General features: G+C 46.6%; 16 protein-coding genes. 2 read left to right on the forward strand and 14 right to left on the reverse strand.

Annotation, left to right across the window (positions count from 1 at the left end; translation table 11 throughout):
• Nucleotides 1-76: 76 nt before the first annotated feature.
• A complete protein-coding gene (locus BBR47_RS16210; protein ID WP_035985616.1) occupies nucleotides 77-409 on the reverse strand; it encodes a MarR family winged helix-turn-helix transcriptional regulator in 333 nt (110 codons plus the stop codon).
• 173 nt (nucleotides 410-582) lie between these two features.
• On the opposite strand from BBR47_RS16210, the gene BBR47_RS16215 reads away from it, so the two are divergent.
• Together BBR47_RS16215 and BBR47_RS16220 are read left to right on the forward strand one after the other, a co-directional pair.
• The gene (locus BBR47_RS16215) at nucleotides 583-1,818 is read left to right on the forward strand and encodes a sensor histidine kinase (protein WP_015891507.1); all 1,236 of its coding nucleotides are present in this window, start codon (nucleotides 583-585) and stop codon (nucleotides 1,816-1,818) included.
• Nucleotides 1,815-2,501, forward strand: coding sequence for a response regulator (locus BBR47_RS16220; RefSeq protein ID WP_015891508.1), 687 nt, complete (start codon nucleotides 1,815-1,817; stop codon nucleotides 2,499-2,501). The genes BBR47_RS16215 and BBR47_RS16220 overlap by 4 nt, the downstream gene beginning before the upstream one ends.
• Nucleotides 2,502-2,512: 11 nt before the next feature.
• Here the strand turns inward: BBR47_RS16220 and BBR47_RS16225 are convergent, their stop codons facing one another.
• From BBR47_RS16225 to BBR47_RS16275, 13 genes are all read right to left on the reverse strand, one after another.
• The gene (locus BBR47_RS16225) at nucleotides 2,513-3,022 is read right to left on the reverse strand and encodes a hypothetical protein (protein ID WP_015891509.1); all 510 of its coding nucleotides are present in this window, start codon (nucleotides 3,020-3,022) and stop codon (nucleotides 2,513-2,515) included.
• A gap of 192 nt (nucleotides 3,023-3,214) precedes the next feature.
• Nucleotides 3,215-4,534 carry a two-component system sensor histidine kinase NtrB gene (locus tag BBR47_RS16230; RefSeq protein ID WP_015891510.1) on the reverse strand — a complete coding sequence of 440 codons (1,320 nt, stop codon included), beginning with the start codon at nucleotides 4,532-4,534 and terminating at the stop codon, nucleotides 3,215-3,217.
• A 1-nt stretch (nucleotide 4,535) separates the two neighbouring features.
• Nucleotides 4,536-4,751 (reverse strand): hypothetical protein, encoded by a 216-nt coding sequence (locus tag BBR47_RS31600; protein ID WP_015891511.1) that lies wholly within the window; start codon nucleotides 4,749-4,751, stop codon nucleotides 4,536-4,538.
• Between the two features lie 360 nt (nucleotides 4,752-5,111).
• Nucleotides 5,112-5,402, reverse strand: a complete 291-nt coding sequence (locus BBR47_RS16235; protein ID WP_007727197.1) for an antibiotic biosynthesis monooxygenase family protein — start codon at nucleotides 5,400-5,402, stop codon at nucleotides 5,112-5,114.
• Nucleotides 5,403-5,488: 86 nt separating this feature from the next.
• Nucleotides 5,489-6,397 carry a hypothetical protein gene (locus BBR47_RS16240; RefSeq protein WP_041749469.1) on the reverse strand — a complete coding sequence of 303 codons (909 nt, stop codon included), beginning with the start codon at nucleotides 6,395-6,397 and terminating at the stop codon, nucleotides 5,489-5,491.
• 87 nt (nucleotides 6,398-6,484) lie between these two features.
• Nucleotides 6,485-7,147, reverse strand: coding sequence for a thiamine phosphate synthase (gene thiE, locus BBR47_RS16245; protein WP_015891513.1), 663 nt, complete (start codon nucleotides 7,145-7,147; stop codon nucleotides 6,485-6,487).
• A gap of 3 nt (nucleotides 7,148-7,150) precedes the next feature.
• Nucleotides 7,151-7,774, reverse strand: a complete 624-nt coding sequence (locus BBR47_RS16250) for a thiamine phosphate synthase (RefSeq protein ID WP_015891514.1) — start codon at nucleotides 7,772-7,774, stop codon at nucleotides 7,151-7,153.
• A complete protein-coding gene (locus BBR47_RS16255) occupies nucleotides 7,758-8,120 on the reverse strand; it encodes a hypothetical protein (RefSeq protein WP_015891515.1) in 363 nt (120 codons plus the stop codon). The genes BBR47_RS16250 and BBR47_RS16255 overlap by 17 nt, the downstream gene beginning before the upstream one ends.
• Nucleotides 8,121-8,201: 81 nt before the next feature.
• Nucleotides 8,202-8,333, reverse strand: a complete 132-nt coding sequence (locus BBR47_RS31810; protein ID WP_255413062.1) for a hypothetical protein — start codon at nucleotides 8,331-8,333, stop codon at nucleotides 8,202-8,204.
• A gap of 55 nt (nucleotides 8,334-8,388) precedes the next feature.
• Entirely contained in the window at nucleotides 8,389-8,805 is a 417-nt protein-coding gene (locus tag BBR47_RS16260; protein ID WP_015891517.1) for a DUF3054 domain-containing protein, read from the reverse strand.
• A 94-nt stretch (nucleotides 8,806-8,899) separates the two neighbouring features.
• A complete protein-coding gene (locus BBR47_RS16265; RefSeq protein ID WP_015891518.1) occupies nucleotides 8,900-9,490 on the reverse strand; it encodes a GNAT family N-acetyltransferase in 591 nt (196 codons plus the stop codon).
• Nucleotides 9,491-9,599: 109 nt separating this feature from the next.
• Complete coding sequence (locus BBR47_RS16270; RefSeq protein ID WP_015891519.1) at nucleotides 9,600-11,126, reverse strand: tripartite tricarboxylate transporter permease; 1,527 nt, start codon at nucleotides 11,124-11,126, stop codon at nucleotides 9,600-9,602.
• Between the two features lie 17 nt (nucleotides 11,127-11,143).
• Nucleotides 11,144-11,611, reverse strand: a complete 468-nt coding sequence (locus BBR47_RS16275; protein ID WP_015891520.1) for a tripartite tricarboxylate transporter TctB family protein — start codon at nucleotides 11,609-11,611, stop codon at nucleotides 11,144-11,146.
• Nucleotides 11,612-11,657 lie beyond the last annotated feature (46 nt).

Here is an 11,657-nt window from a genome sequence, read left to right on the forward strand (position 1 = left end):
ATTCGCATAACGAAATGAACAAGGTAAATCTCACATAACATTTCGTTTAACGAAATATAAAGGGGTGAAACCATTTTTAAACGGTTTGTGAATTTCCCCATTTCACGTCTCGCTGTTGGTACACACGCTCTGTCAGTGACACCCACACAACTCGTCGATCTGCTTGGTCCCGGAATCTGCGGACCAGGTTTTCCTGCTCCAATCGGTTAATAAGACCGGAAGTTGTGCTGTATGAAAGACCGACAGTCTTACTTATGTCCCCCATCGTTTTTGGCCCGTTTCCAAGCTGCTCCAGAATCAAGACCTGTTGCCAGGTTACATCACTTGTATCCAGCTCTTGCTCAGAAATCGTGGTAAACAAAACACTGGCTTCTTGCAGGAGTTTTGCCAACTGAATCAGTTCTTTCATGAGAACCTCCCTTGCCATCCTTACTTAACCACTCCACACCCATAACTAGTCGTTTATTTCCCAAAAATAATTCTACTGAAAAGTATATGTAGTGAAGTCTACCCAGGGGTAGATTTCTGACAAGGATTTATCTATCTGGAGATAGACGACAACGCATGCTAGAATGAAGTTAAGTGATTATCCGGCAGAGAAAGAAGGACTTTTCATTGTTAAAGATAATGATGAAAGCCATACAAAAACGTTTGCTGATCATGTGGTTTTCCATCTTACTTGTATTAGCTTTGCTTCCTGATTCATTTAAACGGGAAACTCCGTTGCAATTTTCCCTTACCATTGTACTATTTATTTGTTACCTTGTGGTATTTTGGATTTCCAAGAAAAAATGGAAGCCTTTCCAATTCGAATTAGTAGCAGTCGTGCTTGGAATCGTTTCCTTAGTAAAGTCTCTCACCTTGGGGGGAGAGGGCTTCGGCTTGATGCTCCCACTCGCTGTTTTTATCGGTTTTCACATTCATGGACGCCGAGCGTTGGCCTATGCTACTTTTTTTGGTACGTGCAGTACGCTTTTTTTATATTTTGAAGAAAACCTGAGATTCACGCACATCATCTCTTATATTCTAACGTATGTGGGTTGCTATATCGGTGCACGTGGCTATCGGATTCAAAGAGAAGCATACGAAACCAACCAACAGCACCTGGAGCAGTTGCAAAAAGCACATACAGAGTTGCAGGAGGCACACTTACAACTTCAAGAAGCAGCGCTTCATTCCCTGCAAGTAGCGGTTCTGGAGGAACGAACGAGAATTGCCCGTGATATTCACGATGCTTTGGGTCATAGTTTGACTTCACTCATTGTCCAGCTACATGCCTTGAAGTATATGTTGCAGGATGGACCTGACAATGCACAAGAAGCCGTGCGCAACATGCTTGGTGTTGCGAAGCAAAGTCTGGAGGATATTCGCACATCTGTCCATACACTGGCTCTGGATAAAACCTCCTTGGGACTTACGCCTCTGCGAGCTCTTTTGTCGCAGGCTCAAAAGCATACAGGAATAAAGATGGAGCTGATATGCTCCGACCTGGACATCCCGCTCTCTCAGGAAATGACGATAACGTTTTATCGAATCTTGCAAGAAGCGATCACCAATTCCTTACGTCATTCTGACGCAAAAGAAATTCTCGTCATCATTGAACAAAAGAATGACATCCTTTTGTTGTCCATCCGAGACGATGGAAGCATCACGAGCGACCAAAAAATCAAACCTGGCTTTGGCCTAACTGGCATATTTGAACGGATTCAACTATTGAACGGAACTCTCGCGTACCGCATTCGAGAGCCCCACGGATTCCAACTCGATTTCAGCTTTCCGATTCACCAGACTGAACAAGAAAGGAGCATGCGAACATGACCGTTAAACAAAAAGAAGGAGCCATTCGCGTGGTCCTAGTAGATGACCAAACCATGATTCGCCAAGGTTTAGGTTATGTCATACAAATGCAAGCCGATATGGAAGTAATTGGGGAAGCATCCGATGGTGTAGAAGCAGTAGAGCTGATTGGCTCCCTCGCACCTGATGTCGTTTTGATGGATGTTCAGATGCCCAACAAGTCGGGTATTGAGGCCACAAAAGAAATCATGCTACAGCATCCTCGCACGAAGGTATTGATCCTCACCACCTTTGACAATCACAATTACGTGGTGGAAGGGATTCGCGCGGGAGCGGTTGGCTATATGCTAAAAGATGCCGACTCTCAGGAAATGCTTGATCTGATTCGCAGAGCCCATCAGGGAGAAGCCCTCTTCCACACCGTAACAGCCGCAAAAGCCCTTGCCGAAGCTCTGCAAGGTCAACGTGAGACACCTGATTCGACAACCACCTCCCAATCAGTCTTGCTAGATGAACTCACGGATCGGGAGTTAGATGTACTTCAACAGATCGCAGATGGCTATCGAAATGATCAGATTGCGCAAAACTTGTTTATATCTGAAGGCACTGTCAAAACACACGTGCATCGCATCTTGCAAAAAATGGGTGTTGAGGATCGTACACAGGCAGTGGCAAAAGCTCTGCGGCATAAAATCGTGAAATAAATCAGACAGTTTTAGGCAGGAGGATGAAGTGGAATCAAGTTTCCATCCTCCTGCTTTATGCTGATGGAAACCCCTTCGCCCAGCTTTGCACAAGACATCGCTTCAAATACGGCAGCAGCCGCTTTCTTCGTATCGATCACCCGGCAAATCACTGCCAACGTCCTCTCACTGTCTTCCCCACCGTCACTGTGACCATTCCCTGTCTTTCCCAAGCATTCGTCCAACAGCTGTTCGATCAAATAGCGCATTTCAATCTCTGACTCACATAAATGGGGAAAGCGAATGATCATTGGATGGAAATCGTGCTCTTTCATAACCTGATATCCTTGTTCTTTCATCTCTTCTGTCCAGCTCTGCAAAACCTCATCAGGTCTTCCCTCGATCTGTTCCGCTACTACAGCAAAATACTCGCCAATTTCCCCGACATTTCCGTAATGAACGGTATAAAGATGCTCTGATTCCTCATACCAAACCTCCCAGTAGCTCCACCTCATTTCGTTTTTTTTCAGCATCCGAATCACAGTTGTTCAACTCCGTTCAAATTGTAACCGTTTTGTAAATTATTCCACTGATCGACAGACCTTGACAACAACTTACAAAAAGATTGATTCGAAAGACTTGCAACTTTTTCTCGAATAGGACTATTCGATCATTTTAACATAAAAAAAGACGGATATTCGATCCGTCTACAGTCACAATGCTATTTTGTTTTTTTAGGAAATGGAAAGAGGTAAACGTATCTCAAAGCGGGCTCCTTTCCATTTCGGAGAGTTTTCCGCATAGAGTTCGCCACCGTGATCCGCGATGATGCGTTGTGTCGTAGACAAACCTAACCCCGTTCCCTCTTGTTTGGTCGTATAAAAAGGAACGAATAAATTTTGCAGGCAAGAATCTGATAGACCAGGTCCGTTGTCTTCCACAACAATGATTACTTGATTGAGAGAGGAGTATACCTTCACATGAACGAGGTTGCCTTGGGTCATCAATGCTTCCAGCGCATTTTTCAAGATGTTTAAGATGGCTTGCTTGATTCGTGAACGATGACCAAACACATGCCACTCGCCTTGTGCAATGTCCAGCTCTAGCTTGATTCCTCTTCGATTGGCTTCTGGCTCCAGTAAACGAATGACGCCATATAATTCGTCCATCACTAAGAAACGTTCCGATACGATTTTATCATCCCTGTACCGTGCCAAAACAAGGACATCATTCAATAGCCCATCAATGCGTTCAATTTCCGTTAAGATAACAGAAAAATAGGATTCACTACGATTTGCTTCCCCTTGCTCCCGCAATAACTGAATGAAGCCCTTGATGGCTGTCAGTGGATTCCGAATCTCATGTGCCATCCCGGCAGCCAATTGCCCCACTGCTGCCAGCGCTTCACGCTTGTTCAATTCTTCTTCGTACTTTTTGCTTTCCGTAACATTCCGAAGAACGGCGATCGCTCCCCACATCTCTCCACTGTAATAAATGGGGCTCGTACTCACTGTCGTCCATTTGCCTCTGTATTCCGCAACATAATGACCGGACTGCCCGCGTTCAATCACCCACTGGACAAAACGCTCGCTTACATGAGGGCGAAGGGCATGATCAATGTTTTCACCAATGAGTTGATTCCGATCCACGCCATATAAATGACAGACCGCGTAATTCGCCTCAATGACTCTTAGCTGGCGGTCAATCATCAAAACGGCAATATCACTGGACTGTAGAACCAATTGGACAAGCTCCTGTTCAGCGAGCATGGTTACATTTTCTCCTTTGGTGTCACTTGTAGGAGAAGTTGGTGTTTTTTCAATTGGAAATTGATGCGAATTTTTGTTGAAAACATCGTCCATTTGTTGCAATATGTAGTCCATCGATTGATAGAGACGAAGCTGTGCTTGCAAAAGCTCTACTCGCTCCATTTCCGTCGTGGCAAGAGAAAATGCGTTGTTATTCATTTCTTCGAAAATAACGTCTCGACACTTGCGCAAAAATTGCTGTAAATACGTAAGATTCATTCCGAGCAACGAAAATTGGTACGCCATTTCACGCCATTTCGCTCCATTCTCGCTCGAATGCACACGTGTCGACTGCATTTACTACTTCAATCCATTTCGTGATTTGCTGAACAAACAAAGCCTCTGTATTTTCGCGGTCTTCTAGAAGCAAAGCAGAGTAATGATGATCTGAAAGAAAGGAAAACGTCTTGGCCACCGCCGCAGGGACCAAATGAGTAAGATACTTACTTATTCGATTTTTCAAAACACTCTGGCTCCTTTTCTCCGTGCTTCATTGAGGCTATTTTCCCAAGTATGTATAGGCTCTATTATGGACGCAAATGAGACAAGATGTAAAGCGGCTTGATGATATCCTGGTGCAGAGAATGACACCATCCAATCAGGTTCTCTTCTTATCCTTACAGACAAACAATCTCGGCTAGCATCCTATTATCGCGCGCTTTTATTGCCGCTTTCGGAGACCCTCACCTCCTAACCGTGTTTGACTGAAACCGCTTTCCCAACATTTTCTATCATATCACGATCGAGCATAAAAAGGTCAAGGATGTTTATTCGTCAACCAATCCAAAAAGCATCTGCCCCCATAGAGACAAATGCTTTCGCTTTATGAATGGGACTTGACAGCGTAATTGCGCAAATCCGATTTTACCGGGCTATTTGGATTGGTTCCTGTATGTGCGCGCTTGAAAGCCTCGCTTTCCGTCCAATTTTTAAACGATTCTTCATCTGTCCATTTCGTAAACACGATGTATTCGTCACCTTCCGTAGGTGCCAGGAAAAGGAACTCCAAAAAACCAGGAACCTCCTTCATCCGTTCTCCTCCATTACCAAATGCACGCTCCAAATGGGATTGGTAGTCTGCTGGTACAGTCAGTCTGTTCATAGATACATACATGATGGGTCACACGTCCTTTTCATTGGGTTCATCTACCAATTTCCATTATACTACTCCTTTGGCGAAAAACCTAAAAACCGCAAACGCTATTCGCGCCTGCGGTTGATTTGTTGCTCGAGCATGATATCCATCAAGAGTGTATCCTGCAACGGATCTTTCGGGTCTGCCGTCAGCAAGGCAGCAACAGCGGCCATCGAACATCGAACGGATTGGTAGGAATAAAAAGCATCTCGCTCCGATTCACTGAACAAAGATATATCCGATCGCTCTTGGGGCGGATATGGGAAGTCAGTCTCGACACCAGCACGATCGAGAACAATGAGTGCCTGTTTAATCGCAATCAATGCTGCACTGACACTAATTCCGTATTCTTGGCGTAGATCTTCCCACACCTGAAAAGCAGATTTTTCTACCCTTTCCTGATTGGAGCGCGTAATGATTCCTGTTTTGCGCCCTTCTTTCAATAACCAATCCACAAAAATATCGTTACGTGGAGGAAAAGCGTATACTTGCAGCTTCATTTCCAATTCTGTCGGGTTATCCTTGGCAAATCGAGCGTGAGCCAACGACATTTCGTAACGTCTGGACGGATGCCCAGGAACCGTGACAAATACCGTATCTTGTCGAACAGCTGCGATTTGCAGCTTGGTTCGCGCTGGTATCCTGCCTTGAGGTGCCTTTTCCCTACGAATATTACCAGGAATCAATTCTACGCCGAATTGATGATACTCCAGCGGTGAATCTATCCAGGGAATGGGCTCTCTCGTCTGTATTTCGTATAGCCCGTTAAACGTCACCCATTCGCCGGGGCGGCGCTGACTGCGAACTAAAACAGCATGAGTTTCTTTTTCTGGTGGCAATTCTGTATCTTGATCCTCCGGTGGGGGATGAATTCGCTTGTGTTCGATAAGAATGCAGTCGGTCATGAACAATCGCTCGAGCAATTCCCGCTTGCTCACCCATTCATATCCGATGCGGTAAATCCGATTTTTCATCGGCTTCACCTCCTTTTGATCGCCATGATTGCATCATCCTGGTTTGTTTCTATTACCCTACCTTATGTAATCGTCGCTTTGTCCGTGCTAACGAGTTCGTACAATCCGCTGAAGCGCTTGGGCTGCTTTTTCAGGTGATTCTGCCCGGCTGATCGCACTGATAATCGCGACGCCATCGGCCCCCGCAGCAAGCACTTCAGTGGCATTTTCCAGTGTGATACCACCAATCCCGACGATAGGCAAGTCATGACCGACAGCCTTGCGGATCTCCTCTAGCCCAACTGGTCCGATGGGCTCACCAGCATCTGCCTTGGAACGTGTAGCGAACATCGCTCCTACACCAATACAATCGACGCCACCGTTTTGGGCAGCAAGTGCCTCTTCGACTGTACCTGCCGAAACACCAATGTACATCTCAGAGCCAACTTTGGCTCGTACTTCTGACAACGTCATGTCATCTTGCCCAACATGAACGCCGTCTGCCTGTAAGCGAATCGCCAGATCTACATCGTCATTCACAAAAAATACGGTATCATGTTCACGGCATAGCTGTTGCAACTGAATGCCCAACTCATATTGTTCCTGAGCAGTTAGCTTGCTTCCTTTATCGCGTAGCTGAAGCGTGCCCACTCCACCGCGTAATGCTGCTTCCACAGTTTGCACGGTCTTTTCACTGGAATACCCGCAATCCTGCGTGCCAATGACAAAATATACACCCATCTTTTCTCGAAGTCTTTGTCTATCACGCATGCTTTATTTCCCCTCCCAACGATCCAATGCCTCTCGATAAGCGCTGGCTGCTGACTTGGCATCCGTTGCATCTGTGATCCCCGATAAGACAGCAATGCCCGCACAACCCGCTTCCAAAACATGCGTCGTCCGATCTGGTGTGATACCACCGAGTCCGATGATCGGCACATGCCATCTTGCCGTCATTTGCGCGAGTTCGTTTGTTCCTCTTGGCGCAAGACCCGGCTTCGAACCACTCGCAAAAATATGCCCGTAGAGCAAGTAATCGACTTTTGCAGCAATGGCTTCCTGTGCTTCCACAACGGAATGGACAGAACGCCCTATTTTTTGACCAGTCTTCAGTACCATTCTCGCTTCCGCAGGAGACAGACTATGGTATGCCAGGTGAGCACCAGCACAACCAGACGCAGCTGCCACATCCACCCGATCATTCATGATCAAGGACGAAAGGGGGATAACATTCGACAATGCCTTTACCCAGTTCATGCATTCCTTTGCGGTACGCTGTTTTTCCCGTATGTGTAAAAAGTTCATACCACCTGCATAAGCAGCTTCTGCCATTCGCATTGCGTCATCAAGCGAATGTCGACCGCTCGTAATCACATGCAGCTCACGAGTGCTTGACATTAGGTTGGACACCGCCTCCAGCGAGTGCTGTCACACATTCCTGTAGCCATTGTGTCGTTCGGTCTTCTTTGTCCGTAGGCGACTGAGCCAACAACTCAATCACGAGACGACGCAAGAAAAATGCTTGTTGCACGGTAAGTGGAAAGGTAATATTTTTGGGCTTGGTTTCTTGTTTCTCCAATGTCTCTACACCCGCCAACAAAATATCCCCGATGGACTCCACAAGTTCGCGAATCTGCTCATTTTGATTTAATTCGTCATAGCAGCCATCATATAGTCTGCACAAAAGTAAAAACGCCTGTGACGACAAGGTCACCGGCTGTACATTCTGCATCGGTTCCGTCATACGTTTCCCTCCACTCGCTAGAAAAACAAAATCTATTATATCACATCATGACCTGTATCAATGAAGAAAACCGCTGATTGCTCAGCGGTCTTTTGCAGTTCCTTCATTTCGATCATTATGATTCGATTGTCGCAAATTTGTGTTGCGATCATTTTCATCCAGCGTTTTACCACGATTTTTCCCGAGGTCTTTGCTGTTGTTGTTCTTTCCCAATTGATTCACCTCCTACGTCGTTCATAGGATAGCGTAACCAATTCGGGTCACTTTATTAGCTGGTTGCCAGTACTCTCTTGCGTTTGTAGATCGCGTAGCCGATGGCGAACGGTACGCGCCATCCAAACAAAAACGCCAGCGTGATGAAATAAGTCACACCTGCAAAAATAAGCGTAGTCGGTACATCTGTCCACCAGGAGCGTATCAGTAAGCCAATGGGTGCCGCTACTGTCCAAGTAATCAGTACCGATAATAATTGTCGGCCCGCAGATTCATACGTTCGGTGTCCGTAGCTCTTGAAAAGCAGAATCGCAATGATCCATCCTACGAGGAAAGGCGCTAATGTTTCGATCATTCCCATGACCGTGACTGGGTAGTTATGAATGATTTTTCCGTAATAAACAAAAAGCACAAAGGCGATCAGATCCCCGAGCAACAATAAATAGCCCGGTGTCGACAAACGCAGTCTCATGTATACCCTCTTTTCCGGGTCTTGTCAGAGTAAACCCTCTTGGTTCACCCCTATTGTACACATGCTCTGAACGCCCTTCAATCAATCCAAGTCTTTATTCACCAAACAGCAACAATTGCAGCTTTTGCTTGACCTCTGGCCATTCACGATCGAGTATGCTGAAGTATACCGAGTCGCGAATATATCCATCTGGCATCACCATATGATTACGCAGGACACCTTCTCGAATGCCACCGATTCGGGCAATGGCACGTTGCGAATTCAAATTGCGCGAATCTGTCTTGAGCTGTACGCGAATACACCCCAGTTGTTCGAAGCAATGGCGCAGAAGCAGCCATTTACATTCCGTATTGACACCCGTTTTCCAGACGGATGGGGTCAGCCATGTAAACCCGATTTCCAGCCCACGATCTTTTTTCGCTATCCCTAAGAATCTCGTGCTCCCGATGATCTGCTCATCTGCTCGGCGAATGATGACGAATGGCAATTCTGATTGGGCTTGTTCATTTTTTAAAGCCTGCAGGATAAAAGCCTGAGCATCTTCTCTCGTTCGAATGGCTATGGACATATGCGGCCAAATCTCTTCGTATGCACCTGCTTCCCTGATTCCGTCCACATGAGCCATTCTGAGCGGCTCCAATCGGACCTGTTTGCCTTCCAAGATAACAGGTTCAATGTTTAACATGTCTGTCTCTCCTCTACTGTTCTGCTTCAATCATCAGGCAGAACAGTTCCTCGAAATTTTTCCAATGATACGGGCTTGCGAGGAAGCTGTCAAGACAAAAAAGATGAGGTTACGCTTCTTCACTGATAATGACCTGCTTCCCTCTGCGTTTTAAGAGTAGAGGGATCAGCAACCACAGAACCGCACAAACCAGAAAAGCAGCGGAAAGCGGCTTCGTGAAGAAGATTGAGAAGTCGCCATTCGAGGTGGTCAACGCTCTTCTCATGTTATTTTCGATCATCGGTCCCAAAACAAGGCCGAGGACAAGTGGTGCCAGTGGAAAGTCGTTTTTCGTCAGGTAATAGCCAGCTACCCCACAAATCACAAGCAAAATCAGGTCAAACGTACTGATTTGCACAGCGTACACACCGAAAACGGAAATCGCGATAATGAGCGGAAGCAGGAAATGGGACGGTGTTTCAATAATTTTGGCAAACACTTTTACCAAAGGCATATTCAAAACCAGCAACATGACATTTCCAATAAACATACTAGCAATCAAGCCCCAAGCAATCTGTGGATGATCACTAAACAATAGTGGCCCCGGCTGTACGTTATACATCAATAAGGCACCCATCAAAATCGCAGTGGTACCAGAGCCGGGAATGCCCAACGTCAACAGTGGAATCATCGCACCGCCAGAAGCAGCATTGTTTGCAGACTCCGGTGCTGCTACACCTGCGATCGCTCCTTTTCCAAAGCGGCTAGGATCTTTGCTCAGCTTTTTCTCAAAAATATACGAGAAGAAGGATGCGAGGGTAGCGCCAGCACCAGGCAAAACACCAATGAAAAAGCCGAGCAACGACCCGCGTGTAATCGGTCCGGCACTTTCTTTCAAGTCCTGCTTGGAAGGCAGTACCCTCCCTACTTTAATGATTTCCTTTGAGGATTGATCGTCTTCGATTATCGTCTTGAACACTTCTCCAAGGGCAAACAAACCAACTGCTATCGTGAGAAACTCCAAGCCTTGGTACAAATCGGGAATATCGTAAGTAAATCGCGCCACACCCGAAACGGTATCCATCCCAATTGTCGCAAGCAACAGTCCCATGACTGTCATAATGAGGGCTTTCGTCATCGACTTACCCCCCAGTCCGCTGACCGCACACAAACCGAGAAGCATGAGGGAGAAATATTCAGCGGGGCCGAATTTCAAAGCGAGATCGGATAATGGATCAGCTAAAAACACAAGCGCTATCAACGCTACTAGCCCCGCGACAAAAGAACCGATCGCTGCAATCGACAGCGCTGCGCCAGCACGTCCCTGTTTGGCCATCTGATAGCCATCCAATGTCGTGACGACAGAGGAGGATTCACCCGGTGTATTTAACAAAATGGATGTCGTAGAGCCACCGTACATCGCACCATAGTAAACGCCTGCCAACAAAATCAGTGCGCTAGCCGCCGCACTCTCAGGAGGCAAGCCAGAGGTCAAGGAAGCCGTAACGGGCATCAGTAACGCGACGCCGCTCATCGGACCGATGCCGGGAAGGACCCCTACCGCAGTACCGATCAGGACGCCAATAAAGGCAAAGACCAGATTATGCCACTGTAAGGCAACGAGAAAACCATCCGCCAAAAATTGCAAGGCACTCATGCTAATCTATCCCCTCCCTATACGCCTAGCCAGGCAGGTAGTCCTGGAAGCGTACCTTTTAGCAAATGCACATAGATGACATAAACGCCTACTGAAAACAGTAAGGAAACGATTGCCGATTTAAGTACGCTTTTACTGCCCATCATGGTGAAGGCATACAGAAGGAATGCGAAGCTCGCGATAACATAACCGAGTTGCTCCAGCAACAAAACATACAAAACTGTCGCTGCCAAAATGAATAAAAACCGCTTATAACGCAGTGGACTCTGCGGCTCGGATGTGGAAGCAACCACGCCTTTCTTATAGGTCTCCCACAACAGTCGCAAGCTCAACAAGATCAGGATGACGCCAAGTCCGAATGGAAACATATTCGGTCCGACCTGACTTCCATACGCACTAGACGAAATATTTTGACTTTCAGCAATAAAGAGTGCACCTACAAGCGCAAAGAACAGGCTACCGATCCGATCAAACATCAGGTTCATGTATACCTCCTAAGGTGTGGAAAAAGGAGGGGATGCCCCTCCTCTC

This window comes from Brevibacillus brevis NBRC 100599, assembly GCF_000010165.1.
GTDB classification, from domain to species: domain Bacteria; phylum Bacillota; class Bacilli; order Brevibacillales; family Brevibacillaceae; genus Brevibacillus; species Brevibacillus brevis_D.

Coding starts and splice junctions, on each gene's coding strand:
- BBR47_RS16235 (WP_007727197.1), bottom strand. CDS start 5,402: ATGTATGTATCTATGAACAGACTGACTGTACCAGCAGACTACCAATCC.
- BBR47_RS16250 (WP_015891514.1), bottom strand. CDS start 7,774: ATGTCAAGCACTCGTGAGCTGCATGTGATTACGAGCGGTCGACATTCG.
- BBR47_RS16210 (WP_035985616.1), bottom strand. CDS start 409: ATGAAAGAACTGATTCAGTTGGCAAAACTCCTGCAAGAAGCCAGTGTT.
- BBR47_RS16220 (WP_015891508.1), top strand. CDS start 1,815: ATGACCGTTAAACAAAAAGAAGGAGCCATTCGCGTGGTCCTAGTAGAT.
- thiE (WP_015891513.1), bottom strand. CDS start 7,147: ATGCGTGATAGACAAAGACTTCGAGAAAAGATGGGTGTATATTTTGTC.
- BBR47_RS16230 (WP_015891510.1), bottom strand. CDS start 4,534: ATGGCGTACCAATTTTCGTTGCTCGGAATGAATCTTACGTATTTACAG.
- BBR47_RS16255 (WP_015891515.1), bottom strand. CDS start 8,120: ATGACGGAACCGATGCAGAATGTACAGCCGGTGACCTTGTCGTCACAG.
- BBR47_RS16270 (WP_015891519.1), bottom strand. CDS start 11,126: ATGAGTGCCTTGCAATTTTTGGCGGATGGTTTTCTCGTTGCCTTACAG.
- BBR47_RS16275 (WP_015891520.1), bottom strand. CDS start 11,611: ATGAACCTGATGTTTGATCGGATCGGTAGCCTGTTCTTTGCGCTTGTA.
- BBR47_RS16265 (WP_015891518.1), bottom strand. CDS start 9,490: ATGTTAAACATTGAACCTGTTATCTTGGAAGGCAAACAGGTCCGATTG.
- BBR47_RS16260 (WP_015891517.1), bottom strand. CDS start 8,805: ATGAGACTGCGTTTGTCGACACCGGGCTATTTATTGTTGCTCGGGGAT.
- BBR47_RS16240 (WP_041749469.1), bottom strand. CDS start 6,397: ATGAAAAATCGGATTTACCGCATCGGATATGAATGGGTGAGCAAGCGG.